This is a genomic window from Leucobacter sp. HNU, assembly GCF_047946755.1.
Classification (GTDB): Bacteria; Actinomycetota; Actinomycetes; order Actinomycetales; family Microbacteriaceae; genus Leucobacter.
In genome coordinates this window covers 2172412-2197449 of the sequence record NZ_CP178837.1, presented here as the reverse complement: position 1 = coordinate 2197449, position 25038 = coordinate 2172412, and the positions used below count along the sequence as shown (strand labels likewise).

The window sequence follows — 25038 nt, the reverse complement described above, 5'->3', positions numbered from 1 at the left end:
CGGCGGGGGCTAGCGGGCGCCCCAGCCGAAGCGATGGGTACGGATGCCGTAGTAGGTGAAGGTCTCGGCGCGGGAGACGCCGGGAATGGGACGGATGCGCCGGTTGATGAGCTCGAACAGCGCCTCCTGGTCTTCCGCGATGACCTCGACGAGCAGGTCGTAGCGCCCGGCCGCCAGCACGACGTAGATGACGTTCTCGATCTCGCTCAGCGCCTCGGCGACGACCTCGAGATCGCCGTCGGCGACGACCCCGACCATCGCCATGCTGCGGTATCCGAGCCGGAGCGGGTTCGTCACGCCGACGATCTGCAGTGTGCCGCGATCCTCGAGTCGCATGACCCGCTTGCGGGCGCCCCCGGCGGTGAGGCCGACGAGCTGTCCGAGCTCCGCGTAGCCGAGCCTGCCGTCCTCCTGCAACGCGGTGAGCAGTGCGCGATCGATGTCGTCGAGATCGTCGGGGGTGTCGCGCAGTGGGTCGTGCATGGAGCCTCCGTGGCGTCGATGGTGAACACTGACCAGTGTATCGAGAATGAAAAGTTACTGATACTCTTCATCTGGTAATCAAAAGTGACCAGATCGAATGGAGTGGGACCGATGAGTGATGGGCTGCGTGAAGACTGGCTGCTCCGTCGTCCGGAGCCGGACCTCGCAGAGGTCGCGCGCATCGCGGAGATCGAGTTCGGCGCGACGGGTGCGCTCGACGAGCTGGGCAGCCAGCAGGATCGCAACTTCCTGATCGGGGATCCGTCGGACGGCACGGGGATCCTGCTGAAGGTCATCCACCCCACCGTGTCGGAGGCCGAGGTCTCGCTCCAGGTCCGCGTCTCCGATGCGCTGCGGGACGCCGGGGTGCGCACTCCCCGGATCCTCACGGCCGGATCCGGTCAGCGGTCGCTCGCGATACCGGGCGGCGGCGACGGCGACGCCCGGGCGCTCGCGTACGAGACCGTGCGCGGGGCCGCGTTGGCCGAGCGCCACGAGCTGGACGGCGCCCGGGCCGAGGAACTCGGTGCCCTGGCTGCGCGCGTCGCGAACGCGCTCGCCCCGGTCGAGCATCCGGCGGCGGATCGCCACCACCAGTGGGAGCTCGGCAACGCCGCCGCGGTGGTCGAACGCCTCATCGAGGAACTGCCCGAGGACCGACGAGCGGCATGCCGGACGGCCGTCGACTCGGCGGTGGCGCGACTCGACACGGTGCGCGATCGCCTGGGCACCCAGGTCATTCACGGAGACCTGACGAGCGACAACGTCATGATCGACGCGGCCGGAGCGCTCTGGGTCATCGACCTCGGCGACGCCGCGCGGTCCTGGCGCATCGCCGAGCTCGCCGTACTCGCCGCCGATGTGCTGGGGCGGTCGGGCAGCATCACCGCAGTGGCACGGGCGGTCAACGGATTCGCCGGGGCGTGCACCGAGCCCTTGACCGATGCCGAGCTCACCGCGCTCTGGCCCCTTGTCACGCTCCGCGGAGCCGTGCTCGCGGTGAGCGGATGGAGCCAGATCCGCATCGATCCGGACAACGAGTACGCGCGTGAGCGCCTCGAACACGAGTGGCGGGTGTTCGAGCGCGCCGCCTCCTTCGATCCCGCGCTGGTCGAGGCGCAGTTGCGGCTCGCCGCAGGCCTCCCGCACCGAGCCGGCCTGGTCTACCGCGATCTGGTCCCCGGGCTCGACCGGGCGCGGACCGTCGACCTCGGGATCCGGAGCGAGGCGCTCGACCGCGGGCGCTGGACCGACCCCGCGGTCGAGCAGGAGCTCGCCAGCGAGGCGCTCGGCACCGCGCCGGTCGCGGTCATGCGATTCGGGGAGTCCCGGCTGAGCCGGGTGTCGGTCGACGTCCGCGAACCCGCGGCCGCACGGTCGCGCTGCGTGGAGCTCTGGACCCGGCCCGGGGTTCCGGTGGCGGCACCGTTCGCCGGGCGCGTCGAGGCGGGGCCCGGGTTCGCCGAGCTGAGCGCCGACGGCGTGGTGCTGCGCCTCGAGGGGATCGAGCCGCGGGCGGTCGAGGCGGCCGGCGGCGAAGCCGAGGCGGGGACGGAACTCGGACGCGTCGCGGTGCACGCATCGGGCCTCGGCCGGCTCCTGGTCACACGGCGCGTGCTCGATGCGGCCCCGGCGCCGATCTTCGCGGGCGCGCGTGACGAGTACGCGGCGGACGGCGCCGCCGACCCGTCGGTCCTGCTGGGTCTGCGTCCCGCGCCCGATCCCACCCGCGAGCTGCGCGACGAGCAGCGACGCCGCGAGCACGCCATGGGCGGGGCCGCGGAACGCTACTACCTCGACCCGCCGCAGTTCGAGCGCGGATGGAACACGCTGCTCATCGATACCCGGGGCCGGGCGTACCTCGATCTCGTCAACAACGTGACGGCGATCGGGCACTCGCATCCGCGTCTCGCCGACGCGGTCGGGCGCCAGCTGCACCTGCTCAACACGAACTCGCGGTTCCTGTACGAGGCCTACGCGAACTTCGCCGAGAAACTGCTCGCCCACACGCCGGATCCCTCGCTCGACACGGTGATCCCCGTCAACAGCGGTTCCGAGGCGATCGACCTCGCGATCCGCCTGGCGCAGGCGGCCACCGGGCGGCGCGATCTCATCGCGGCTCGCGAGGGGTACCACGGCTGGACCATGGCCGCGGACGCCGTCAGCACCTCCGCCTTCGACAACCCGTCTGCGCTCGCCTCGCGTCCCGACTGGGTGCACCTGGTCGACGCGCCGAACGACTATCGCGGCCCGCACCGGGGCGCGGGCGCGGGCGCCGCCTATGCCGCGCAGGTGGGCGAGACCGCCGCGCGGCTCGGCGTCGAAGGCCGCCCGGCCGCCGCGTTCATCTGCGAACCGGTGCTCGGCAATGCCGGAGGCGTCATGCCGCCCGCGGGGTATCTCGCGGCCGCATACGACGCGATCCGAGCCAACGGCGGACTCGCGATCGCCGACGAGGTGCAGGTCGGCTACGGTCGCCTGGGCGGTGCCTTCTGGGGGTCGGAGCTGCAGGGCGCGGTCCCCGACATCATCGCGGTCGCGAAGGCGGCGGGCAACGCCTACCCGGTGGGCGCCGTGATCGCCCGGCGCGAGATCGTCGACGCGCTGCGCGAGGAGGGCATGTTCTTCTCCTCGGCGGCCGGAGCCCCCGCGAGCGCGATCGCCGCGTCCGCGGTGCTCGACGTGATCCGCGAGGAGGGGCTGCAGCGGAACGCGGGCATCGTCGGCGCGCACCTGCGCGCGCGGATCGAGGAACTGGCCGTCCGGCGCAGCCTCATCGGCCGGGTGCACGGCAGCGGGCTCTACCTCGGCGTGGAGCTGGTGCGTGACCACGAGACCCTGGAGCCCGCGCAGCAGGAGACCGCTCGCATCTGCGAGCGGCTGCTCGATCACGGGATCATCATGCAGGCGACCTCCGAGCGGCAGAACGTGCTCAAGGTGAAGCCGCCCATGACCCTCACGGTCGCCGAGGCCGACGTGTTCGTCGCGGCGCTCGACGCCGTGCTGGGCGAGCTGGAGGCCTAGTCGGCGCTCTCGGCGCCCGGGTCGGCGGAGAGCCCCGCATAGTCGACGAGCCGGTCGGCGATGACGGGGAACTCCGTGCGCACCTCGGCGACGCGGGCGGGATCGATGTCGATGGCGAGCAGCTCCTCGTCGGCGCCGCACTCGGCGAGCACGAGTCCCGACGGATCGACGACCCGGCTGCTGCCGCCGAGCTCGACGCCGCGCTGCGAGCCGCACGCGTTGACCGCGATGACGAACAGCTGATGCTCGACCGCCCGGGCGCGGGTCAGCAGTTGCCAGTGCTCGCGTCGCGCGGCCGGCCAGGCCGCCGGCACGACGACGCTCTCGGCGCCGCGGGAGCTGATCTGCTGCCAGAGCCCGGGGAACCGGAGGTCGTAGCAGGTGGTGCTGGCGAGCGCGCCGACGGGACTGCTCGTGACGCTCAGGCGGTCCCCCGGGGTCAGCAGCTCGGCCTCGAGCGAGCGGTAGCCGAAGACGTGGATCTTGCGGTAGGTCTGTGCGATGCGCCCGGCGCGGTCGAGCAGCACGGCGGTGTTGAACAGCCTGCCGGTCCCGTCGCGTTCGACGATGCTGCCGAGGTGCACCGCGGCTCCGGTGGCGCGCGCCACGCGGCGGCCCATGGCCACCGTCGGGCCGTCGAGCGGCTCGGCTCGATCGGCGTAGGCGTCGAAGGAGAAGTAGCCCGCGCTCCACAGCTCGGGGAGCACGACGAGGTCGGTGCCCGCGGCCTCGCGCAGCAGCAGCTGCTCGACGCGCGCAATGCGGTCCGGCTGCGATTCGTCGTCGGGGCTCGCCACCTGCGCGAGCAGCACGCGGGTCATGCGGGGATCCTCACGCGAGCGTCGCTGCGCCGGGCCGCCTCGTGCGCCGCAGCCTCGAGCCGCTGCCGGTAGTCGGCCAGCCACTCGCCGTCCACCGCAGGCAGGTTCGTCGCATCGGGACGCATGCCCGCCGCGCCGTCGATGAGTTCGCGCACGATGTCTGCGTGGCCCGCGTGACGCGCGTACTCGGCGGTCACGTGGACGATGATCTGCCGGAGCGTGACCGGGTTGCGGGCCCACCACGGCACCGTTCCCTCGGCGTCGAGGTCGAGGGCGTCGATGGTGGCTGCGGTCCGCTCCGCCGCTGCCCGGGACAGCGCGATGATCTCTGCGCTGGTCTGGTCGGCAGGCGCCCACATGTCGGCGTTCGGCTCGGCGTCGTCGGCGAACCAGGGGAGCGGGATGCCCGTCGGGCGGCCGAAGACCCGGCCGAAGTAGTCGAGCTCGACGCTCGCGGTGTGCTTCACGAGCCCCAGAAGGTTCGTGCCCGTCGGGGTCATCGGACGACGCAGCTCGTATTCGCCGAGCCCGTCGAGCTTCCAGAGCAGTGCGCCGCGCGCCTCGTCGAGCTTGGCGCGGAGCAGGTCCTTCTCGGATGCGATCATGCCCTCAGCCTAGGGTCGACCTCCGACACCGCGGAACCCGCACTCGCGGCGCGCTCCGCGATCCCCGCGGAGTCGTGCGCGAGCGTGCCCGTGCGGTGGGCGCGCATGAGCGCTTCGATCTCGGCCGCGGGCGCCCCGGCGGCGATCCGATCGACGAGCTCGGTGTGCTCGTGCGAGAGCCGCTCGCTGATCTCCCCGCGGTAGCCGACCACCGACGCCCGCATCGCCGCTACCCGCAGCTGCCCGCGCTGCAGAGTATCGCGCAGGTAGTGGTTGGGACAGCGGGACTGCAGGAGGCCGTGGAACTCGAGGCTGGCCTCGTTGTAGGCGTGGAAGTCCCCGCGGTCGTGCGCGGCATCCATCAGTGCATTGAGGTCCCGCGCGCGCTCGAGATCCTCCGCGGTCAGCAGCGGTGCCGAGAGCGACACGGCGAGGCCCTCGAGCACGGCCTGGGTCTGCATCACGTCGCGGTACCCCTCGGCACCCAGCTCGGCGACCCGGGCACCGCGGTGGAACTCGAACTCCACGAGCCCCTCGGATTCCAGGCGGCGCAGCGCCTCGCGCACCGGGATCAGGCTGACCCCGGTCTCGCCCGCGAGCGTGCCGATATGGATCGGATCGCCCGCGGCGAAGTCGCCCGCGACGATCCGCTCCATCACGTGGTCGTACACCCGCCTGGTCTTGTCTCGCGGACCGGCCTGGGCCTCCGCGCTCATCGCGGGTCCGACCCGTCGGTGCTCGCCGCGGGAACCCGTTCGGCCGCGAGGAGGGGGCGGAGGAAGGCGGCGATGTCGCCGAGCTCGTCGCGGCCGATGCCGTGCAGGATCCCGGTGTACTCGCGACGCACGAGCGCGGTGTGCTCGGGCAGCCACTCCGCGGTGCGCGCGATGCGGGCGGCGTCGATCACCGGATCCTCGACGTCGCGCCCCCAGAAGACGGGAGGACGAGCGGCGGCGAGGGCGCGATCCCCCTCGAAGGTTCCGGCGGGGACGAATCCCGAGCAGATCACGCCGGCAGCGAAACCGCCCGGACGCAGCCGGAGCAGGGACGTGACCATCGCGCCGCCCTGCGAGAAGCCGAACAGCGCGACGGGCGGACGGCGTTCCGCCCCGGCTCCGATCGCGCGGTCGAGGATGCCGTCGATCCAGTCGAGGGCTGCGACGGCTGCCGCGTGGGGCGCGGTGCCCGCGAACCGGGCCGGCACCGGATCGTGCGCGAGGCCCTGTGCGCCGAACGACAGCGGGAACCAGGCGTATCCGTTCTCGACGGGGGCCGGGGCGACGAGCGGCGCCCGCGGTGAGGCGCAGACCGCCGGAGGAAGCAGCGGGGCGAGTTCGATCAGGTCTCCCTCGAATGACCCGTAGCCGTGCATGAGCACGAGCAGAGGACGGTCGGCCAGTGCGGCGAGGGCCTCCGCCTCGGACGCCGGTGCGCCGTCGACGGCCCAGCGAACGCGGGCGGGATCGATCTGCAGCTCTGCCATGGTTCCAGCGTAGTTCGAAACCGCCCGGGTCCGGTGGCGCGGGGATTCGTCCCGGCGCGGCGCGTTCCCGGACGGAGTCGGGCAGAATGGGCCGCATGAGCATCGACACCGCCGAGCTGCCGGAACCGCAGGATCCCGAGGACCGTCCGCAGTTCGGTCCGGACGGCAGCGGATGGCTCAGCGACGACGAGCTCTCGTTCGTGCGCGGCCGGGTGCCGCTCGTCTACGTCGAGGCGGTACCCGTCCGCGTGGACGGGGTCGGCCGGGTCACCGAGGTCGGCCTGCTGCTGCGGGGAACCGCCGATGGCGGCATGACCCGAGCGCTCGTGTCGGGCCGGGTGCGCAAGGACGAGGCGCTGCGGGACGCGCTGTTCCGGCACCTCGAGAACGACCTCGGCCACATGGCCTTCCCGCTGATCCCGGCCGCCCCGGTGCCCGCGCAGGTGGCCGAGTACTTCCCCTGCCCGGGCTCACGCCGTACGTCGACGAGCGCCAGCACGCGGTGTCGCTGGTCTACGTGGTCCCGGTGACGGGCAGCTGCACCCCGCGCCAGGACGCGCTCGAGGTGACTTGGATGTCGCCCGAGGAGGCGCTCGCGCCCGAGACGCTCGCGGAGCTGGTGGGCGGGCGCGGCCGGCTGCTGCGCCAGGTGCTCGCCACCGTCGGCTGCTGATCCGCCCTCCGTCCGGGCGACGGCTGCGGGCGCGGGGTCAGGCCGACTGCGTGTCCTCGCGCCTGCGCCAGCTGATCGTGTGCTCCGGGCGGAACCCCCGGGCGCAGCGGGCGCAGGACGACACCCGGGTGGGCTTGCGGAACCGGAAGTGCTCGTGCCCGGCGGGGCACGTCCCCACCCAGGGCGCGAGTTCGTGCGCGATCTCGCCGTCGTGCGTCCGCCCGCCGACGTAGCCGATGCCGGCTGCGACCGCCCGCCACTTCGGACCGTGACCCGCCGACGGGCCGGCCATGGCGTGCGCCACCTCGTGCAGCAGCACCTGGTGGATCTCGTCGTCGTCGAACTTCGCCGCGAGGTGTCGCGACACGGTGATGCGCCGATTGGTGTAGTCGCACAGGCCCGCACGACGACGTGCGTGGTCGAAGCCGAAGCTCCAGGTCCGCGGGTCCAAGTGCATGCGGATGAGCGCATCGGCCCAGACGCGGACGCGCTCGAGGTCAGCCACGGCCGAACAGTTCGCGGGCCGGTGCGGGGGAGTCCACCGCCGTCGCGTCGGTCACGGGCGAGGTTCCCCGGATGAGCTCCGAGAGCTCGTCTCCCTCCAGCATGCGCGCCGGGTGCGGGCCGCCCGCCAGCAGGCGCGGCAGCCAGTCCAGTTCGCCCACGTCGCCGTTCGAGGCGATCAGCACGACGTTCCCGAACCGGCGACCCTTCAGGACCTGCGGCTCCGCCACGGCGACCACGTTCGTGAAGCGGGCGGCGAGCGTCGCCGCCTGGCCGCGGACGAACGGCAGTCCGGTGCCGTCCGCGGCGTTGAGCACGACGAGGCCGTCGGGTGCGAGCAGGGGGCGGACGAGGTCGTAGAACTCGAGGCTCGACACGTGCGCGGGCGTGCGGGCGCCCGCGAAGATGTCGACGACCACGAGGTCCATTGCACCCTGCATGCCGGCGGGGAGCTTCGCGAGCACCGCCCGGGCGTCGCCCCGTCGCACGCGGATGCTCGCGCGCTTCGGCAGCGGCGCGTGCTCGCGCACCAGGTCGACGAGCGCGTCCTCGATCTCGACGACCTGCTGACGGCTGCCGGGGCGGGTGGCCTCGACGTAGCGCGGCAGCGTGAACGCACCGCCTCCGAGGTGCAGCGCCGAGATGGGGGCGCCGCTCGGACGGAACAGGTCGATGACGTGGCCGATGCGGCGGATGTACTCGAAGAACAGGTCCGTTGGATCGACGAGGTTCACGTGCGACTGCGGGGTGCCGTCGACCACCAGCTGCACCGCGCCGGGCACGAAGCGATCGTCCTCGATCTCGGCGATGAGCCCGGAAGACAGGATCCGGGACCGGGCGGGCTGCTCGCTCACGCGGTGCGCGCGGTGAGGCCGAGCTCGGAGAGCTTGGAGCGCAGATCCCCGTCGCTCGGCTCGACCTGGTGGGTGCCGTCGGGGAACGTGACCACCGGGATGTTCGTGCGTCCGCTGATGTCGCGCGCCACGTCGGCGGCGGCCGGATCCTCGACCAGGTCGATCCACTCGAACGGCACGTCGAGTTCGTTCAGTACGCGCTTGGCTCGTCGGCAGTCGCCGCACCAGTCGGCGCCGAAGACGCGGATCTGCGGTGCTGCGGAAGCGGATGCGGGGGAATCGCTCATGCGTCGATTCTACGCTCCCGGCGCTGCCAGGCGGCGGCGGACAGGACCGCGACGGCGGTGCCGAGCAGCGCCCCGCCGAGGGTGTCGGTGAGCCAGTGCACGTGCAGCGCGGTGCGGCTCCACATCATGAGCAGGACCCAGGACGCCGCCGCGGCGAAGAGCAGTTTCGCGATCGGGGGCGGCGCGGTGCGGGCCAGGACGATCGCGAGGGTGACCGCCAGGGTCGCCGCCGAGAGGGAGTGTCCCGACGGGTACGAGGAGCCGGCGGCGTGGATGAGCATGTCGGCGGGACGCTGCCGCCCGATCAGGAGCTTCAGCAGCTCGGAGGCGGCGACGCCGAGCACGAGCGCGGTGATCAGGATCCCCGCATCGCGCGGTCGGCGGGCGGCGAACAGGCCGGCGCACGCGATGAGCCCGCAGGTGGTGACCCCGATCCAACCGCCGATGCCGGCGAGGTCGGTCGCGAGGACGGCCGCGAAGCTGCCGCGTTCCGCTCCGACCGCGTCGTGCCAGGCCGTGTCGAGCGACGTGGGATCGCCGCCGCCGATCAGCAGGAAGACGCCGAAGGCCACGACCACCGCGATCGCGAGCCAGGCGCACCCGATCGCGCCGCCGCTGATGCCCCGCGGGCGCGGGCTCCGTGCCTTGATCATCCCCACACCATAGCGACGGAGGAACCGCGGATCCTGGGCGGCGTCTTAGGAACCGAGTTCGGAGATCACCGCGTCGGCGCGATCGCCCTGCCCGGTCTCGCGCAGCACCTCGATGAGCTCTCCCGCGGCGTGGGCCCGTTCGTTCGTCAGGCGCGCGACCGCGAAGCCCTCGAACGCCGACTCCAGCGACCAGACGGCGCCGACGGTGTCGCCCGCGGAACGCTGGAGCCGCCCTGCGAGCCAGAACGCGTGCGCGGCATCCGGGATCCGACCGGCCTGCGCGAACTCCTCGCCGGCGCGCTGCGCTGCCGAGACGGCCTCGGCATGCTCGGCAGCGTCGGCCCGCGTCGCGGACCCCGCCGCGCCGAGGCTCCGGGCGAGGGTGTCGCGCAGGGTGGCGAGGGTCAGCAGGTGCTCGACCCGGCGGCTCTCGGTAAGCTCCTCGGTCAGCGCGGGCTCGGGAACACGGGCCTCGGCGCGCGTCAGCGCTGTCCGCAGACGGACGATGAGTTCCGCGCAGTCGGCCACCTGGGCGGCGACTGGGGCCCAGCCGACGAGCACCTGGGCGATCAGGCCGTCCTCCGCGCCCGCGGCCTCCAGCCGGGGAAGCGCGGCGGCATAGCGCTCGTGCGCCGCGCTCGCGTCGCCGGCGAGCTCCGCGGCCTTCGCGGCCTCGGCCCAGCAGATTCCGGCGAATTCGAGCCGGCCCTCGGCCTGCGCGAGGGCCGCCGCGAGCGCGTAGTCGTCGGAGGCGGTCAGGTAGGCGCGCATTCCGGCCTGGGACTCGGCGCGAGCGTAGGCTTCGTCGGCGTTCGCGGGTTCCGGGCGGGCATCGGACGACGCAGGCTCCGACGTCGGCCGAGCGGGGTCACCGGCGTCGTCGGCGCCGCCGCCCGTCTCGCGGCCCGCCGCCGCGTCGCCCAGGCCATCGCCGTGCGCCTCGGACACGGGATCGCCGAGGCGGCCGAGCAGCAGCTCGTGCTCCGCGCGTCGGCTGGCGAGCGCCCGGGCGACCTGGTCCGCGTAGTACCCGGTGCCGTTGCGGCGGTCGAACTGCGCCGCGAGCGCCTCGGTTTCGGACCGGACCCACGCGTGGAGCTCGCCGAGGGTCGGCGCCGCGGGAGCGCTGAGGCCGGTGGGGAGCCCGCTCCGATCGAGGTTCGCCGAGAGGCCCGAGAGGACCCCGAGCAGGAACCGGAGCCGGAAGAGGGGCGTGGACGCCTCGAGCAGGAGGCGTCCCGTGTCGGTGCGCAGCTGCTGCAGCGCGCGATCGAGCGCGCCGCCGATGGCGAGGAGCTCGAAGGCCTGGCCGTGGGCCGGGGCGAAGTCGCTGCCCTCCGCGCTCGAGTAGGTGGCGACCGCCCTGCGGTAGCTGCGGGTGGCGAGTTCGGCGTCGCCCGTACGCAGTGCGGCGAGGGCCAGCGCGTGCATGGTGCGCGTGGGCTCGAGGTTGCAGGTCCCGGTCGACGTCTTCCCGATCGCCACGGCCTCCTCGTAGCGGCCGAGTTCGGTGAAGTAGTCGGTCTGCTGGCCAACGGTGCAGGTCGCGCAGTCCTCGAGCTCGTCCCGGTCGCCCGTGATCCAGTCGATGCGTGCCCGCTCCATGTCGGCGCTTCCGGTGTGCCACGCCCAGCGGAAGCGCGACATGCGCACCGAGGATCCGCCCTTGCCCGCGATCGCGAAGCGGCGGGTCATGTCGGCGAGGAAGGCGTCGGCCTGCTCCGCCGTGATCTCGGGGTAGTCGGGCAGATCGCCCGCGATCCACTTGAACTCCCAGAACAGGTTGCGCTCGTCGGCCTCGTCGAACAGCTCGGGACGCGAATCCCAGAGTCGGAGCGTCCGGGCGAAGGCGACGAAGCCCTGCTTGCCGAGGTTCGCGAAGGTGTAGGCCTCGACGAGATCGAGCAGGGCCTGGGGCAGCTGGCGCTCGGGCCCGTCGGTCTCGAGCCTCCGGACCAGGGCCTCGGTGGCCGAGGTGCGGGCGACCCCGTAGGGGAGGCGTCGGAGGGTGCGGAGTTCGTGTTCGATGTCCTTGGCCAACGGAGTTCCTTTCTCGGGTGCCCGGTCAGGCGGTGTCGGGATCGCCGCCGAGCGACGCATCGAGCAGCACGCTCAGCGCGTCGCCGAGTGCGACGGCCTCGGCGGAGTGCAGGCCGTCGCCGGCCAGCATCACCGCCGAGAGGTAGAGGGAGTTGAGCCCGGCATCGAACACGCCTCCGGCCGGGGCCGCGAGGAGCCTGCGGACCACCGCCGAATCGTCGTTGAGTACGAGCGTGCGCGTGCGCGTGCTGGCCTCGGGGTCGGAGAACGCGTCGAGCAGACCGCTCCAGAGTCCCGGGGTCGCCGAGCGCTCGCGGTCGAGGTCGCGGCGCTGCTCGCCCGCGGAGTCGCGAAGGAGCACCGCGGGAACCGCGGCCGGCTCGAAGCTGCGCACGATGACGTCGCAGTCGGCGCTCTTGAGCAGATCCCGGGAGCGCGCGACGGCGTCGGCGACCTCGAGCTCGCGTTCGAGCTCGGGGACGCGGAGCACGTGCACGAGGTCGGCGTTCGACAGCTCGCGCACCTTCCAGCCGGGTCGCGCGGCCAGCTGCTGCAGCAGGTCGAGGTCGTAGACGTAGCCGGCGTTGACGACCACGAGCCCCTGGGCGCGCGCGACGGTGGCCACGCGCCGGAACGATTCGGTGGTGGTCGAGTAGACGACCTCGCCGCGCTCCGCGACCTGGACGAGTGTGAGTGGCCCGTCGGTCGTCTCGAAGGGGAGCACGCGGGCGACGAGCTCGAGCATCTCGGGCTCGGTGATCGCGAGCGCGCGCAGCGCCAGGTGATGGGTGCGGATGAAGTCGGCGGCGAGGCGCGATCCGCTGGTGAGGGTGCGCGCGGCCCAGGCGATGATCTGGGCACCGAGCGCTTCGCGGGCAGCCTGGAGCACCTCGTCGTCGTGCAGCTGCTCGCGCGAGGCGGTGGGCGAGAGCCCCTCCGCGTCGATGACGGCCCGTGTGAAGAACGCCCAGTCGGGCAGGATCCGGTCGACGCGCGACCCGAGCAGCATGCGTTTCGTGTAGACCCGGTGCTGGCCGCTGCCGGGGGATACCGCCTGGGGCAGGATGAAGGCGACCCCGCTGACGCCGGCGACCGGGAGATCGAGGTCGATGCGGCCGAGCGGCGTGAACCCGAAGAGCGACTCGCAGGCCCGGTCCAGCGCGCGCTCGCGTTCCCCGGGCACGGGGTACTCCGCGCGCCAGGGGAGCTCGGGAGCGGTGATCCGCTGCCAGAGCGGACCGACGCCCTCGACCGGCACCTCGACCGCGACGTCGAACGGCAGGAACCCGCCGTACTCGGTCGCGAGCTCGACGACGGTGCGGTTCGCGAGCCAGTGCTGGGCGTCGGCGCGTGCGGTCAGTCGCACCGCGGTGCCGATCTCGACCTCGGCGCCGCTCAGCTCCTCGACGTCGAAGGTGCCATCGGCTCGGCCGGTCCACCGGATCGGCACGGCGCCGGGCCGTGCCGATCGCGAGCGGACCTCGATCTCGTCGGCCACCATGAACGCCGCGAGCATGCCGATGCCGAACTGCCCGATGAACTCCGAACGCCCGAGCCCCAGATCGGCATCGCGCTTCGAGGAGCGCCCGATCGTGGCGAGCAGTTCGGCGGCCTCCCCGGCCGTGAGCCCGATGCCCGTGTCGACGACGCTGAGCGTTGCTCGGCCTGCGGGATCGGCGCCGGTCGTGATCCGGATCGTCGCGGGAGCGGACGGGTCGAGTTCTCGCCGAGCCGTGAGCGCGTCGACGGCGTTCTGTAGCAGTTCGCGCACGAAGACCTGCGGTCCCGAGTACAGGTGACGGGACAGCAGGTCGACCATGCCCGTGAGGTCGACCTGGAAGCGTTCGGACATGCGGCCTTTCTGAGAGGGGAGCTGAGCGGCTGGGGGAGGCTCTGGCGCTCGCCTACTCGGCGCTGCGCGCGGCGACCGCTGCTGCCGCCTCGGGGAACTGCTCGTTGAGCGACTCGAAGAACGCGCCGCCGGTGTTGATCACGCAGAGGAGATGCTGCATGAGCTGCTCGTCGGTGAGACCGTGCTCGTAGTCGACGTTGAGTTCGCAGTGCACGCGCACCTTGCCCTCGTCGTCGGGACGCGCGTAGGTCTTCGGCCAGAGCTTCTCGGTGTTCCAGGTGTTGCAGGCCACGAGTGCGCGTTCGAAGTCGCTCTGGTCGAGCTCGCCGTACCAGGTGCCGCGCACACAGAAGAGCTCCTGCTTCTCGCCGTTGACGAAGAAGTAGAAGAAGCCGTTCTCCCAGCCGCCCCCGATGTCCCCGTCGGAATCGACCCGGTACTGCCAGCCGGCATTCTCGAGCGCGTGCTTGACGCGGTCCTTCGAGAGCGGCGCGAGTGCTCCGCCCGCAGCAGCGGGGGTCTGTTCCTTGGTGAAGAAGCCCATGGGAGATCCTTTCGGTCGGTGGTGCGCCGCAGGGGGACGGCGTCGGATTCAGCGTATGCGATCCGACCGACATTCGAAGCGACGGATTTGCTCCCGATGAGGCGCAAAAAAAGAGTGCTGGACAGGTGCGTGCATATCGGTTAGAGTCGATAGTTGCACTTCGGACACTAGTCTGCCTTCATATAGCGGTTGGCCGTCAGCTCCTGTTCGAGCGCCTCACCGCGTGTTCCGAAGCGACTCACAAAGAGACCTGGTCAACCGGCCCGACGGGGCCCACGGAGGTAGTTTCCTTGGCTGCTGCGCGCAACGCAACTTCCACGCCCACTCCGAAGAACGGTCGCGATCACTCGCGGCTCTCCTTCGCCAAGATTTCCGACACGCTGTCGATGCCGAACCTGCTGGCACTGCAGCTCGAGAGCTTCGACTGGCTCGTCGGCAACGACGCGTGGAAGACGCGCGTCGCCGAGGCTCAGGCCGAAGGGCGCGACGACATCGCGCTGAAGAGCGGACTCGAAGAGATCTTCGACGAGATCTCGCCCATCGAGGACAACGCCGGCACCATGCAGCTGTCGTTCGAGAACCCGATCCTCGACGAGCAGAAGTTCTCGATCGAGGAGTGCAAGGAGCGGGGCAAGACCTACTCCGCGCCCCTCTACGTCGAGGCAGCGTTCTACAACACCGAGACGCAGGTGCTGAAGAGCCAGACGGTCTACATGGGCGACTTCCCCATCATGACCGACAAGGGCACCTTCATCATCAACGGCACCGAGCGCGTCATCGTCTCGCAGCTCGTCCGCAGCCCCGGCGTCTACTTCGAGCGCGCCCAGGAGAAGACCTCCGATAAGGACGTCTTCACCGCTCGCGTGATCCCCAGCCGCGGTGCATGGCTCGAGTTCGAGGTCGACAAGCGCGACCAGGTCGGCGTCCGCATCGACCGCAAGCGCAAGCAGTCGGTCACCGTCTTCCTCAAGGCGCTCGGCATGACCAGCGAGGAGATCCTCGAGGAGTTCGCCGGCTACGAGTCGATCGCGCTCACGCTCGAGAAGGACGGCATCCTCACCCAGGAGGAAGCCCTCAAGGACATCTACCGCAAGCAGCGTCCGGGCGAGCAGGTGGCCATCGAGGCCGCGCGCGCTCTGCTCGACAACAGCTACTTCAACCCGAAGCGCTACGACCTCGCCAAGGTCGGCCGCTACAAGATCAACCGCAAGCTCGGCATCGACGCGCCCATCACCGACTCGGTGCTGTCGCTCGAGGACATCGTCGCGACCATCAAGTACCTGGTCGGCCTGCACGCGGGCACCGAGACCCTGCCGGGCGTCCGCGACGGCCAGGCGATCGACGTGCGCCTCGACACCGACGACATCGATCACTTCGGCAACCGCCGCATCCGCGCGGTCGGCGAGCTGATCCAGAACCAGGTGCGCACCGGCCTCAGCCGCATGGAGCGCGTGGTGCGCGAGCGCATGACCACGCAGGACATCGAGGCGATCACGCCGAACACCCTGATCAACACGCGCCCCGTGCTCGCGGCGATCAAGGAGTTCTTCGGCACCTCGCAGCTGTCGCAGTTCATGGATCAGAACAACCCGCTCGCGGGCCTGACCAACAAGCGTCGTCTGTCGGCGCTCGGCCCCGGCGGCCTGTCCCGCGACCGCGCGGGCGTCGAGGTGCGAGACGTGCACCCGTCGCACTACGGCCGCATGTGCCCCATCGAGACCCCCGAAGGCCCGAACATCGGTCTGATCGGCGCGCTCGCGACCTTCGCCCGCATCAACGCCTTCGGCTTCATCGAGACGCCGTACCGCCGCGTGCTGAACGGTCAGGTCACCGACCAGGTCGACTACCTCACCGCGCACGAGGAGGACGAGTTCCTCATCGCGCAGGCCGGCGCTCCGCTGACCGCCGACGGCAAGTTCGCCGAGAGCCAGGTCCTCGCACGCCCCCGGGGCACCGAGGTCCAGATGGTCGACGCCGAGCTCGTCGACTACATGGACGTCTCGCCGCGCCAGATGGTGTCGGTCGGCACCTCGCTCATCCCGTTCCTCGAGCACGACGATGCGAACCGCGCGCTCATGGGCGCCAACATGCAGCGCCAGGCGGTCCCGCTGGTCCGCAGCGAGTCGCCGCTCGTCGGTACCGGCATGGAGGGCTACGCGGCCATCGACGCCGGCGACGTCGTCATCAACGAGAAGGCCGGCGTGGTCGACGAGGTCTCGGCCGACGTTGTCACCGTCCAGCTCGACGAGGGCGGCACGAAGAGCTACTACCTCCGCAAGTTCGACCGCTCGAACCAGGGCACGAACTACAACCACCGCGTGATCGTCAAGGCGGGCGAGCGGATCGAGGCCGGCGAGGTCATCGCCGACGGTCCCGCGACCGAGAACGGCGAGCTCGCGCTCGGCAAGAACCTGCTGGTCGCGTTCATGTCGTGGGAGGGCCACAACTACGAGGACGCGATCATCCTGAGCCAGAACCTGGTGAAGGACGACACCCTCTCCTCGATCCACATCGAGGAGTACGACGTGGACGCCCGCGACACCAAGCTTGGCAAGGAGGAGATCACTCGCGATCTCCCGAACGCCAGCATGGAGGCGCTGAAGGATCTCGACGAGCGCGGCATCATCCGCATCGGCGCCGAGGTCCGCCCCGGCGACATCCTCGTCGGCAAGGTCACGCCGAAGGGCGAGACCGAGCTGTCGGCCGAGGAGCGCCTGCTCCGCGCGATCTTCAACGAGAAGAGCCGCGAGGTCCGCGACACCTCGCTCAAGGTGCCGCACGGCGTCTCGGGCACGGTCACCGCGGTCAAGGTCTTCGACGCGGAGAACGACAACGACGACGAGCTCGGCTCGGGCGTCAACCAGCGCGTCGTGGTCTACATCGCCCAGAAGCGCAAGATCACCGAGGGCGACAAGCTCGCCGGCCGTCACGGCAACAAGGGCGTCATCTCGAAGATCCTGCCCGTCGAGGACATGCCGTTCCTCGCCGACGGCACCCCGGTCGACGTGATCCTGAACCCGCTGGGCATCCCCGGCCGAATGAACTTCGGCCAGGTGCTCGAGGTCCACCTCGGCTGGATCGCCAAGCAGGGCTGGAAGGTCGACGGATCGCCGGAGTGGGCTGCGAAGCTCGCCGAGGCCGCGCTCGAGGCCGCTCCCGGAACGAAGGTCGCGACGCCGGTGTTCGACGGCGCGACCGAGGAGGAGATCTCGGGGCTGCTCGATTCGACCCTGCTCACCCGCGACGGCGAGCGTCTCATCGGCTCGAGCGGCAAGACCCGCCTGTTCGACGGACGTTCGGGCGAGCCCTTCCCGTACCCGATCTCGGTCGGCTACATGTACATCCTCAAGCTGCACCACCTGGTGGACGACAAGATCCACGCGCGCTCGACGGGCCCCTACTCGATGATCACCCAGCAGCCGCTCGGCGGTAAGGCCCAGTTCGGCGGCCAGCGCTTCGGTGAGATGGAGGTGTGGGCGCTCGAGGCCTACGGTGCCGCGTACGCGCTGCAGGAGCTGCTCACGGTGAAGTCCGACGACATCCTCGGCCGCGTGAAGGTGTACGAGGCGATCGTCCGCGGCGAGAACATCCCCGAGCCGGGCGTTCCCGAGTCGTTCCGCGTGCTCATGAAGGAGATGCAGTCGCTCTGCCTGAACGTCGAGGTCCTGGGTGCCGACGGCAACGCCGTCAACCTGCGCGACAACGACGACGAGGCGCACCGCACCGCCGAGGAGCTCGGTATCAACCTGTCCACCCGCTTCGAGTCGTCGTCGATCGACGAGATCTGAGCTGATCGGCGGCCCCGCCATCCGGCGGGGCGCCGGCCGATCCCACAAGATACGTTTTTCAGATTCTCAAGGAGAACATTTTGCTCGAGGGTACGAGTTTCAACGAGCTGCAGATCCGTCTGGCCACCGCCGACGACATCCGCGGCTGGTCGTTCGGCGAGGTCAAGAAGCCGGAGACCATCAACTACCGCACGCTGAAGCCCGAGAAGGACGGTCTGTTCGGTGAGCAGATCTTCGGGCCCAGCCGGGACTGGGAGTGCGCGTGCGGCAAGTACAAGCGCGTCCGCTACAAGGGCATCGTCTGCGAGCGCTGCGGCGTCGAGGTGACCAAGTCCAGCGTGCGCCGTGAGCGCATGGGCCACATCGAGCTCGCCGCTCCCGTGACCCACATCTGGTACTTCAAGGGCGTGCCGTCGCGTCTGGGCTACCTGCTCGACATGGCGCCGAAGGACCTCGAGAAGGTCATCTACTTCGCCGCCTACATGATCATCGACGTCGACGAAGAGGGTCGTCACGAGGACATGGGCGAGCTCGAGAACGAGCTCCGCCTGGAGCTCAAGACGCTCGAGGACCAGCGCGACATCCAGATCGCCCAGCGCCAGCAGCAGGCCGAGGCGGACCTCGCCGCGCTCGAGGCCGAGGGTGCCAAGGCCGAGCAGCGCCGTCGTGCCGAGCAGTCGGCCGAGAAGGAGATGGCGGCCCTCCGCAAGAGCTTCGACGACGACATCGCTCGTCTGCAGCGCGTGTGGGAGGACTTCCGCAACCTCAAGGTCGGCGACCTCAAGCCCGAGGACGCGACCTTCGCGGAGCTCATGGACCGCTACGGCGACTACTTCGAGGCCTACATGGGCGCCGAGGCGATCAAGAAGCGCCTCGAGTCCTTCGACCTCGCTGCCGAGAGCGAGGCGCTGCACCTGCAGATCGCCGAGGGCAAGGGTCAGAAGAAGATCCGCGCCATCAAGCGCCTGAAGGTCGTCAGCTCCTTCCTCTCGACGGGCGCGAGCCCGGCCGCGATGGTGCTCGACGTGGTCCCGGTGATCCCGCCGGAGCTGCGCCCGATGGTCCAGCTCGACGGCGGCCGCTTCGCGACCTCGGATCTCAACGATCTGTACCGCCGTGTGATCAACCGCAACAACCGTCTGCGCCGCCTGCTCGATCTCGGTGCCCCCGAGATCATCGTGAACAACGAGAAGCGCATGCTGCAGGAGGCCGTCGACGCGCTGTTCGACAACGGCCGCCGCGGCCGCCCCGTCACGGGCACCGGCAACCGTGCGCTGAAGTCGCTGTCCGACATGCTCAAGGGCAAGCAGGGCCGCTTCCGTCAGAACCTGCTCGGCAAGCGCGTCGACTACTCGGGCCGTTCGGTCATCGTCGTCGGCCCGCAGCTCAAGCTGCACCAGTGCGGCCTGCCGAAGCAGATGGCGCTCGAGCTGTTCAAGCCGTTCGTCATCAAGCGCCTGATCGATCTGTCGCACGCGCAGAACATCAAGGCCGCGAAGCGCATGGTCGAGCGCGCCCGCAGCGAGGTCTGGGACGTGCTCGAGGAGATCATCCGCGAGCGTCCGGTGCTGCTCAACCGCGCACCGACCCTGCACCGCCTCGGCATCCAGGCGTTCGAGCCGCAGCTCGTCGAGGGCAAGGCGATCCAGCTGCACCCGCTCGTCTGCACCGCCTTCAACGCGGACTTCGACGGCGACCAGATGGCCGTCCACCTGCCGCTGTCGGTCGAGGCCCAGGCCGAGGCCCGCGTGCTGATGCTCGCGTCGAACAACATCCTGAAGCCGTCGGACGGACGCCCGGTGACCCTGCCCTCGCAGGACATGATCATCGGCCTGCACCACCTGACCACGGTCAAGGAGGGCGTCCCCGGCGAGGGCCGTGCGTTCGGCTCGATCTCCGAGGCCATCCTCGCGATGGACGAGGGCACCCTCGACCTCGGCGCCAAGGTGAAGCTCCGCCTCACCGGCTACGCCGACGCCGACGGCAACGTCACCGAGGGCCCGCTGCTGGTCGAGACGACCCTGGGTCGCGCGATCTTCAACGAGGCGCTCCCGGCTACCTACCCGTACTTCGAGCGGGTGGCCGACAAGGGCAGCCTCTCTGGCCTGGTCAACGACCTCGCCGAGCGGTTCCCCAAGGTGGAGGTCGCCGCGACCCTCGACCGGATCAAGGACGCCGGGTTCTACTGGGCGACCCGGTCCGGCGTGACCGTCGCGCTGTCCGACATCGTGACGCCGTCGAACAAGGCCGAGATCCTCGCCGCGCACGAGAAGGCCGCGGCCGCCGTGCAGAAGAAGTTCGAGCGCGGTCTCATCACCGACGCCGAGCGTCACGCCGAGCTCGTCGAGATCTGGACGGAGGCGACCGACGAGGTGGCCGCCGCCATGCGCGACGCGTTCCCGGCCGACAACACCATCTTCCGCATGGTGTCGTCGGGCGCCCGTGGTAACTGGCTGCAGATCCGCAACATCGCGGGTATGCGCGGCCTGGTGAGCGACCCGAAGGGCGAGATCATCCCCCGCCCGATCATCAACTCGTACCGCGAGGGCCTGTCGGTGGCGGAGTACTTCATCGCGACCCACGGTGCGCGTAAGGGCCTGGCCGATACGGCGCTCCGTACCGCCGACTCGGGCTACCTGACCCGTCGTCTGGTCGACGTCTCCCAGGACGTCATCATCCGCGAGGACGACTGCGGCACCCGCCGCGGCCTGGACCTGCCGATCGCCGAGGCCGACGCCAACGGCGTGCTGGTCCGCGACGAGGACGTGGAGAACTCGGTCTACGCTCGCACCCTGGCCGCGGACGCGGTGGATGCGAACGGCACCGTGGTCGCCACCGCCGGCTCCGACGTGGGCGACGTGCTCATCGACCAGCTCGTCGAGGCGGGCGTGACCGAGATCAAGGTCCGCTCCGTGCTCACCTGCGAGTCCGCGGTCGGCGTCTGCGCGACCTGCTATGGGCGCTCGCTCGCCACCGGCCAGCGCGTCGACATCGGCGAGGCCGTGGGCATCATCGCGGCGCAGTCGATCGGCGAGCCCGGCACGCAGCTCACCATGCGTACCTTCCACACCGGTGGTTCGGCTTCGGCCGACGACATCACGCAGGGTCTGCCCCGCGTGCAGGAGCTGTTCGAGGCCCGTACCCCGAAGGGCGCGTCGCCGATCGCAGAGGCCGCCGGCCGCATCACCATCGAGGACACTCCGAAGGGCCGCAGCATCCTGCTCGTTCCGGACGACGGCAGCGAGGAGAAGGCCTACCCGGTCCTGAAGCGCTCCACCCTCCTCGTCGAGGACGGCGACCACGTCGAGCTCGGCCAGCCGTTCCTCGCCGGAACGCTGGACCCGAAGGACATCCTGCAGGTCGGCTCCACCGAGCGCGACAAGCACATCCCGGGCGAGCGCGCGGTGCAGAAGTACCTCGTCGAGGGCGTCCAGGGCGTGTACCGCTCGCAGGGCGTGCCGATCCACGACAAGCACATCGAGGTCATCGTGCGCCAGATGCTGCGCAAGGTCACCGTCGTCGACCACGGCGAGACCGAGCTGCTCCCGGGCGAGCTCGTCGACCGCGCGCGCTACCAGCGGATCAACCGCGAGGCGCTGCTCGAGGGCAAGCGGGCCGCGACCGCGCGTCCCGAGGTCATGGGTATCACCAAGGCCTCGCTCGCGACCGAGTCGTGGCTGTCGGCCGCGTCGTTCCAGGAGACCACCCGCGTGCTCACGCAGGCGGCGATCGAGGGCCTCAAGGACCCGCTGATCGGTCTCAAGGAGAACGTCATCATCGGTAAGCTCATCCCGGCCGGCACCGGCCTGAAGAACTACCGCGACGTCGACGTGGAGGCGACCGAGGAGGCGAAGGCGGAGCGCTACCCGAACCGCCTGTTCGCGACCGACACCACCTTCGACGAGAACGACCTGTCGTTCGTGGACTTCGACAGCTTCACCGCTGACGAGTTCAACCCGGGCAACTACAGCTGATGCTCGAGCGTCATCCTGCGTGAACCTGCCGCGTGCGGGATCTCGATAGGACCACGGGAGCGGGCGTCCACCTTCGGGTGGGCGCCCGCTCCCGTTTTTCCGCAGCACCGCGCGGGAGCGCGGCGATGTCGGTGCGGTCTTGTACATTTGCCACGATCATGTTCCGATCCCGCCCGCCCGGCGGGCCGCGATTGAGAGGTGCTGCGATGAGCGAAGAGCGCGAGACCCTGCCTGCCGGCTCGCCCGTCGAAGAGACGGAGCCGAGCACCGCAGAGGTCGAGGCCGCGGTCGCCCGGGCGAAGGAGGGCGGAGCGCCCGCCGCCTCGGACGCGGTCCCAGCCGATGGCGAGGCCGGCGTCGATGCCGAAACCCGGGTGGTCTCGGCGGAGACCACCGCGCTCGAGACCGAGGCCGCTGCCGAGGCCGAGCTCGAACACCGTCGCGAGGCCTCCCTCGTGGACACCCAGCTCGACCTGGAGCGCGCCGAGCCCCGCCCGGTCATCGCGCCGGCGATCGACGAGCTGCCGTCGGCCGCGGCGGCGAAGAACGAGGCCTCCGACCTCAGCGACCTCGGGCCGGAGCGCGACGGCGAGATCCGCATCAGCGCCGATCACCCGATGGCGGCGCTCTACGTGCAGACGCCCATGCCACCGGAGATCCGTGGCAATCGCGGTGCCGGCACGCTCATCGCGCTCGTCGCGACGGTCGGGTTCGCGCTCGTCTACGCCGGCGTGCTCGCGCTCTGGATCGCTCCGAGCTTCCCGCCCTCGACCTACTTCTCCGAAGGGCTGGTGCCGCTGCTCACCTCCTGGGCATTCATCGCGGCGACGGCGGCGTTCTTCGTGGGCCTCCTGATCGTGGTGCTCGTCGTCGGCCGTGCCGGCTGGTGGGCCTACGTCCTGGGCGGGTTCTTCGTCGCAGTGCTGGTCTGGGCTGCGACCATCGTCGGGCTCCGCCTCGTGCTCGACTCGAGCCTCACCGTGCAGGGGCCGCTGTGGCAGCAGCCCGTCGGCGACCCGGGGTGGAACCCGGTCGAGCTGGTCCGTTCGCTCGGCTTCTCGGTTCCCGCCCTCGCCGCGGCGCTCGTCGCACGCGAGGCGACGGTCTGGTTCGGCGCATGGATCGGGAGCCGTGGGCGGCGCGTGACCGCGCGCAACCGCGCGGCGATCGAAGAGTACGAAGCCGCGCTCGAGGAATCGCGGACCGCGAAGCCGTGAACGACGGCGTCCGGCGCGGCGTCACCCGCGGCTACGTGGGCGGCCTCCTCGCCGCGACGCTGATCGCTGCGATGGCCCTGCTGGTCGCCGCGTGGGGCGGCCTCACGCTGATGCTGGATCGCGAGCCGGTGAACGAGTCCGGGGTGCCGGTCTCGGCGGCGCCGCTGCTGGTGCTGGGGCTGCTCGCGCTGCTCGGGTGGCTCCTCTGGCGCGGGGCGATCGTGCTCCTTCGCGGACGGAAGGCCCCCTCGTGGGATCTGATCCTCATGGCCGGCGGTCTCGCGTACCTCGTCTGGTGCCTGGGCGGCCTGCTCTGCGGGATGCCCGTCGGCGACACCTTCGCGAGCCCCTTCGCGGGAGCGCTCGCGGTGATCTGGGGACTCGTCTCCCTGCTCTTCTGGATCGTGCTCGCGCGGCGCGTCTACACTGATCGTGCAACGCCGAGGTGGCCCTGGGAGCGGCACGAGGACAGCGGGGCGGAGTGAGCATGGCGATCGGAGAGACTCTCGAGGACCGGGTATCGGCTGCGGTCGACGCCTGGCTGCGGTGGTTGCCGGGATGGCAACCGGGCAGCCAGCGCGCTCGATCCCGGATCTGCCGGCGCTGCATGGGCTCGCCGATTCTGGCATCGGCCGGGCTCACCGCCGACGTTCCGCACCAGGTCGCGCACGCGCTGAACATGCGGATGCAGCGCATCATCGACCGGACGGTCGACGAGTTCACGACGGCGGAGCTCCCCGCACTGCGCGCCGAGCTCGACGGCGACGAGCTCTGGAAGTCGGGCGGCTTCGACCCCGTCGCCGGTCTCGAGCCCGAGTACGAGGGCGTGGACCTCGATCCCGAACCCGAGGATGCCGGGCAGCCCTTCCTGTTCACCCTGGGCGAGCTCGCCGAGCAGAGCCGCCCCGAGGAACCGCTCCCGCGGCCTCCGCTGAGCTCGGAGGAGAAGCAGCGGCTCCGTCGCGAGATCGAGCTCGCCGATCGCTGCGCGGTCGACACGGGGCAGCGGCTCTGCTTCGCGCTGGTGGCCCACCGGCCGCGCATCGAGGCGGCGGTCGAACGGTTCGTCGAACCGCAGGTGCAGGCGCTGCTCGCCGAGCTGAGCCGACACCTCGAACCGCCGCGGTAGGGGTGCGGAAGCCCGCGCGATCCCTTGCGTTTCGCGCTCATCGGCGCGTATAGTTGACTCTTGGTGTGTTCCACCGATTTTGCCGTGCCTGGTCTCGGCTGAGATCGGGGAGGGCATCTTGGGTCATCCGCCTCGGCGGAACCCCCACGGCATACCTGCACCCGTCGCGCCAGCGGCAGCAGGTCAGCGGTCGCGAGAGCGTCCGCGCATGCTTGTTCATGTAAGCATTCCTGTCACCGTGCAGGAGCAAATAGGAGAATCAGTGCCTACTATTCAGCAGCTGGTTCGCAAGGGCCGGACGCCGAAGGTCTCGAAGACCAAGGCGCCCGCTCTGAAGGCGAACCCTCAGCAGCGCGGTGTGTGCACCCGTGTGTACACCACCACCCCGAAGAAGCCCAACTCGGCGATGCGCAAGGTCGCTCGTGTGAAGCTCTCCAACGGAACCGAGGTCACGGCCTACATCCCCGGTGAGGGCCACAACCTGCAGGAGCACTCGATGGTGCTCGTGCGCGGTGGTCGTGTGAAGGACCTCCCCGGTGTCCGCTACAAGATCGTGCGCGGCGCGCTCGACACGCAGGCGGTCAAGGATCGCCAGCAGGCTCGTAGCCGCTACGGTGCAAAGAAGGTGAAGTAATGCCTCGTAAGGGACCTGCTCCGAAGCGCCCCGTCGTCGCCGATCCGGTGTACGGCTCGCCCGTGGTGAGCCAGCTCGTCAACAAGATCCTCCTGGACGGCAAGAAGGGCCTCGCCGAGCGCATCGTGTACGGTGCGCTCGAGAAGGTCGCCGAGAAGTCCGGCCAGGACGCGGTGACGGTTCTCAAGAAGGCGCTCGACAACGTGCGCCCCACCCTCGAGGTCCGCTCGCGCCGCGTCGGCGGTTCCACCTACCAGGTGCCCGTCGAGGTCAAGCCGCACCGCGCGAACACGCTCGCGCTGCGCTGGCTGACCAGCTACGCCAAGGCTCGTCGTGAGAACACCATGACCGAGCGTCTCACCAACGAGATCCTCGACGCTTCCAACGGCCTCGGCGCCGCGGTGAAGCGCCGTGAGGACACGCACAAGATGGCCGAGTCGAACCGCGCGTTCGCTCACTACCGCTGGTAGCAG

20 protein-coding genes and 1 pseudogene are annotated in these 25038 nt (G+C 70.5%); 9 read left to right on the top strand and 12 right to left on the bottom strand.

All coding sequences use genetic code 11. The features are described 5' to 3' along the window. Nucleotides 1-9: 9 nt before the first annotated feature. Nucleotides 10-483, bottom strand: coding sequence for an Lrp/AsnC family transcriptional regulator (locus tag AB3K78_RS10850; RefSeq protein ID WP_416443122.1), 474 nt, complete (start codon nucleotides 481-483; stop codon nucleotides 10-12). A gap of 111 nt (nucleotides 484-594) precedes the next feature. Between AB3K78_RS10850 and AB3K78_RS10845 the strand changes: the two genes are divergently transcribed. Then, nucleotides 595-3507 carry an aminotransferase gene (locus tag AB3K78_RS10845; protein WP_416443120.1) on the top strand — a complete coding sequence of 971 codons (2913 nt, stop codon included), beginning with the start codon at nucleotides 595-597 and terminating at the stop codon, nucleotides 3505-3507. Here the strand turns inward: AB3K78_RS10845 and AB3K78_RS10840 are convergent. From AB3K78_RS10840 to AB3K78_RS10825, 4 genes are read right to left on the bottom strand one after another with little or no spacing between them, the layout of a single operon-like run. Next, nucleotides 3504-4328, bottom strand: coding sequence for a carbon-nitrogen family hydrolase (locus AB3K78_RS10840; RefSeq protein ID WP_416443118.1), 825 nt, complete (start codon nucleotides 4326-4328; stop codon nucleotides 3504-3506). The genes AB3K78_RS10845 and AB3K78_RS10840 overlap by 4 nt on opposite strands. After that, nucleotides 4325-4933, bottom strand: a complete 609-nt coding sequence (locus AB3K78_RS10835) for a DinB family protein (protein ID WP_416443116.1) — start codon at nucleotides 4931-4933, stop codon at nucleotides 4325-4327. The genes AB3K78_RS10840 and AB3K78_RS10835 overlap by 4 nt, the downstream gene beginning before the upstream one ends. Further along, nucleotides 4930-5649, bottom strand: a complete 720-nt coding sequence (locus AB3K78_RS10830; protein ID WP_416443114.1) for a GntR family transcriptional regulator — start codon at nucleotides 5647-5649, stop codon at nucleotides 4930-4932. The genes AB3K78_RS10835 and AB3K78_RS10830 overlap by 4 nt, the downstream gene beginning before the upstream one ends. Then, the gene (locus AB3K78_RS10825) at nucleotides 5646-6416 is read right to left on the bottom strand and encodes an alpha/beta hydrolase (RefSeq protein WP_416443112.1); all 771 of its coding nucleotides are present in this window, start codon (nucleotides 6414-6416) and stop codon (nucleotides 5646-5648) included. The genes AB3K78_RS10830 and AB3K78_RS10825 overlap by 4 nt, the downstream gene beginning before the upstream one ends. A 95-nt stretch (nucleotides 6417-6511) precedes the next feature. On the opposite strand from AB3K78_RS10825, the pseudogene AB3K78_RS10820 reads away from it, so the two are divergent. Beyond that, a pseudogene (locus tag AB3K78_RS10820) lies at nucleotides 6512-7089 on the top strand (DUF4916 domain-containing protein). 37 nt (nucleotides 7090-7126) lie between these two features. Here AB3K78_RS10820 and AB3K78_RS10815 read toward each other — a convergent pair. Genes AB3K78_RS10815 through AB3K78_RS10785 form a run of 7 tightly spaced genes read right to left on the bottom strand, consistent with a single transcriptional unit; the run spans nucleotide 7127 to nucleotide 13823 of the window. Then, on the bottom strand, nucleotides 7127-7594 hold the full coding sequence (locus tag AB3K78_RS10815; RefSeq protein WP_416443110.1) for a SprT-like domain-containing protein: 468 nt from the start codon (nucleotides 7592-7594) through the stop codon (nucleotides 7127-7129). Further along, nucleotides 7587-8447 (bottom strand): spermidine synthase, encoded by an 861-nt coding sequence (locus AB3K78_RS10810; protein WP_416443108.1) that lies wholly within the window; start codon nucleotides 8445-8447, stop codon nucleotides 7587-7589. The genes AB3K78_RS10815 and AB3K78_RS10810 overlap by 8 nt, the downstream gene beginning before the upstream one ends. Continuing rightward, nucleotides 8444-8734 carry a glutaredoxin family protein gene (locus tag AB3K78_RS10805; protein ID WP_416443106.1) on the bottom strand — a complete coding sequence of 97 codons (291 nt, stop codon included), beginning with the start codon at nucleotides 8732-8734 and terminating at the stop codon, nucleotides 8444-8446. The genes AB3K78_RS10810 and AB3K78_RS10805 overlap by 4 nt, the downstream gene beginning before the upstream one ends. Next, nucleotides 8731-9387, bottom strand: a complete 657-nt coding sequence (locus AB3K78_RS10800) for a phosphatase PAP2 family protein (RefSeq protein WP_416443104.1) — start codon at nucleotides 9385-9387, stop codon at nucleotides 8731-8733. Before AB3K78_RS10800 ends, AB3K78_RS10805 begins: the two co-directional genes overlap by 4 nt. A gap of 45 nt (nucleotides 9388-9432) precedes the next feature. After that, entirely contained in the window at nucleotides 9433-11427 is a 1995-nt protein-coding gene (locus AB3K78_RS10795) for a hypothetical protein (RefSeq protein ID WP_416443102.1), read from the bottom strand. Between the two features lie 25 nt (nucleotides 11428-11452). Then, nucleotides 11453-13279, bottom strand: coding sequence for an HSP90 family protein (locus tag AB3K78_RS10790; RefSeq protein ID WP_416443100.1), 1827 nt, complete (start codon nucleotides 13277-13279; stop codon nucleotides 11453-11455). A 52-nt stretch (nucleotides 13280-13331) separates the two neighbouring features. Next, complete coding sequence (locus tag AB3K78_RS10785) at nucleotides 13332-13823, bottom strand: YbjN domain-containing protein (RefSeq protein WP_416443098.1); 492 nt, start codon at nucleotides 13821-13823, stop codon at nucleotides 13332-13334. 290 nt (nucleotides 13824-14113) lie between these two features. Between AB3K78_RS10785 and AB3K78_RS10780 the strand changes: the two genes are divergently transcribed. From AB3K78_RS10780 to rpsG, 7 genes are all read left to right on the top strand, one after another. Next, a complete protein-coding gene (locus AB3K78_RS10780; RefSeq protein WP_416443096.1) occupies nucleotides 14114-17611 on the top strand; it encodes a DNA-directed RNA polymerase subunit beta in 3498 nt (1165 codons plus the stop codon). A gap of 80 nt (nucleotides 17612-17691) precedes the next feature. Then, a complete protein-coding gene (locus AB3K78_RS10775) occupies nucleotides 17692-21585 on the top strand; it encodes a DNA-directed RNA polymerase subunit beta' (RefSeq protein WP_416443094.1) in 3894 nt (1297 codons plus the stop codon). A gap of 206 nt (nucleotides 21586-21791) precedes the next feature. Further along, a complete protein-coding gene (locus tag AB3K78_RS10770; RefSeq protein WP_416443092.1) occupies nucleotides 21792-22802 on the top strand; it encodes a hypothetical protein in 1011 nt (336 codons plus the stop codon). Further along, the gene (locus tag AB3K78_RS10765) at nucleotides 22799-23287 is read left to right on the top strand and encodes a hypothetical protein (RefSeq protein ID WP_416443090.1); all 489 of its coding nucleotides are present in this window, start codon (nucleotides 22799-22801) and stop codon (nucleotides 23285-23287) included. The genes AB3K78_RS10770 and AB3K78_RS10765 overlap by 4 nt, the downstream gene beginning before the upstream one ends. Before the next feature lie 2 nt (nucleotides 23288-23289). Further along, complete coding sequence (locus AB3K78_RS10760) at nucleotides 23290-23931, top strand: spermidine/putrescine ABC transporter substrate-binding protein (protein WP_416443088.1); 642 nt, start codon at nucleotides 23290-23292, stop codon at nucleotides 23929-23931. Between the two features lie 262 nt (nucleotides 23932-24193). Next, complete coding sequence (gene rpsL / locus AB3K78_RS10755; protein WP_046456180.1) at nucleotides 24194-24565, top strand: 30S ribosomal protein S12; 372 nt, start codon at nucleotides 24194-24196, stop codon at nucleotides 24563-24565. Then, nucleotides 24565-25035, top strand: coding sequence for a 30S ribosomal protein S7 (gene rpsG / locus AB3K78_RS10750; RefSeq protein ID WP_046456181.1), 471 nt, complete (start codon nucleotides 24565-24567; stop codon nucleotides 25033-25035). Before rpsL ends, rpsG begins: the two co-directional genes overlap by 1 nt. The last annotated feature ends 3 nt before the right edge of the window (nucleotides 25036-25038 follow it).

Coding starts and splice junctions, on each gene's coding strand:
- AB3K78_RS10800 (WP_416443104.1), bottom strand. CDS start 9,387: ATGATCAAGGCACGGAGCCCGCGCCCGCGGGGCATCAGCGGCGGCGCG.
- AB3K78_RS10845 (WP_416443120.1), top strand. CDS start 595: ATGAGTGATGGGCTGCGTGAAGACTGGCTGCTCCGTCGTCCGGAGCCG.
- AB3K78_RS10840 (WP_416443118.1), bottom strand. CDS start 4,328: ATGACCCGCGTGCTGCTCGCGCAGGTGGCGAGCCCCGACGACGAATCG.
- AB3K78_RS10805 (WP_416443106.1), bottom strand. CDS start 8,734: ATGAGCGATTCCCCCGCATCCGCTTCCGCAGCACCGCAGATCCGCGTC.
- AB3K78_RS10825 (WP_416443112.1), bottom strand. CDS start 6,416: ATGGCAGAGCTGCAGATCGATCCCGCCCGCGTTCGCTGGGCCGTCGAC.
- AB3K78_RS10835 (WP_416443116.1), bottom strand. CDS start 4,933: ATGATCGCATCCGAGAAGGACCTGCTCCGCGCCAAGCTCGACGAGGCG.
- AB3K78_RS10785 (WP_416443098.1), bottom strand. CDS start 13,823: ATGGGCTTCTTCACCAAGGAACAGACCCCCGCTGCTGCGGGCGGAGCA.
- AB3K78_RS10790 (WP_416443100.1), bottom strand. CDS start 13,279: ATGTCCGAACGCTTCCAGGTCGACCTCACGGGCATGGTCGACCTGCTG.
- AB3K78_RS10830 (WP_416443114.1), bottom strand. CDS start 5,649: ATGAGCGCGGAGGCCCAGGCCGGTCCGCGAGACAAGACCAGGCGGGTG.
- AB3K78_RS10770 (WP_416443092.1), top strand. CDS start 21,792: ATGAGCGAAGAGCGCGAGACCCTGCCTGCCGGCTCGCCCGTCGAAGAG.
- AB3K78_RS10850 (WP_416443122.1), bottom strand. CDS start 483: ATGCACGACCCACTGCGCGACACCCCCGACGATCTCGACGACATCGAT.
- AB3K78_RS10760 (WP_416443088.1), top strand. CDS start 23,290: ATGGCGATCGGAGAGACTCTCGAGGACCGGGTATCGGCTGCGGTCGAC.
- rpsG (WP_046456181.1), top strand. CDS start 24,565: ATGCCTCGTAAGGGACCTGCTCCGAAGCGCCCCGTCGTCGCCGATCCG.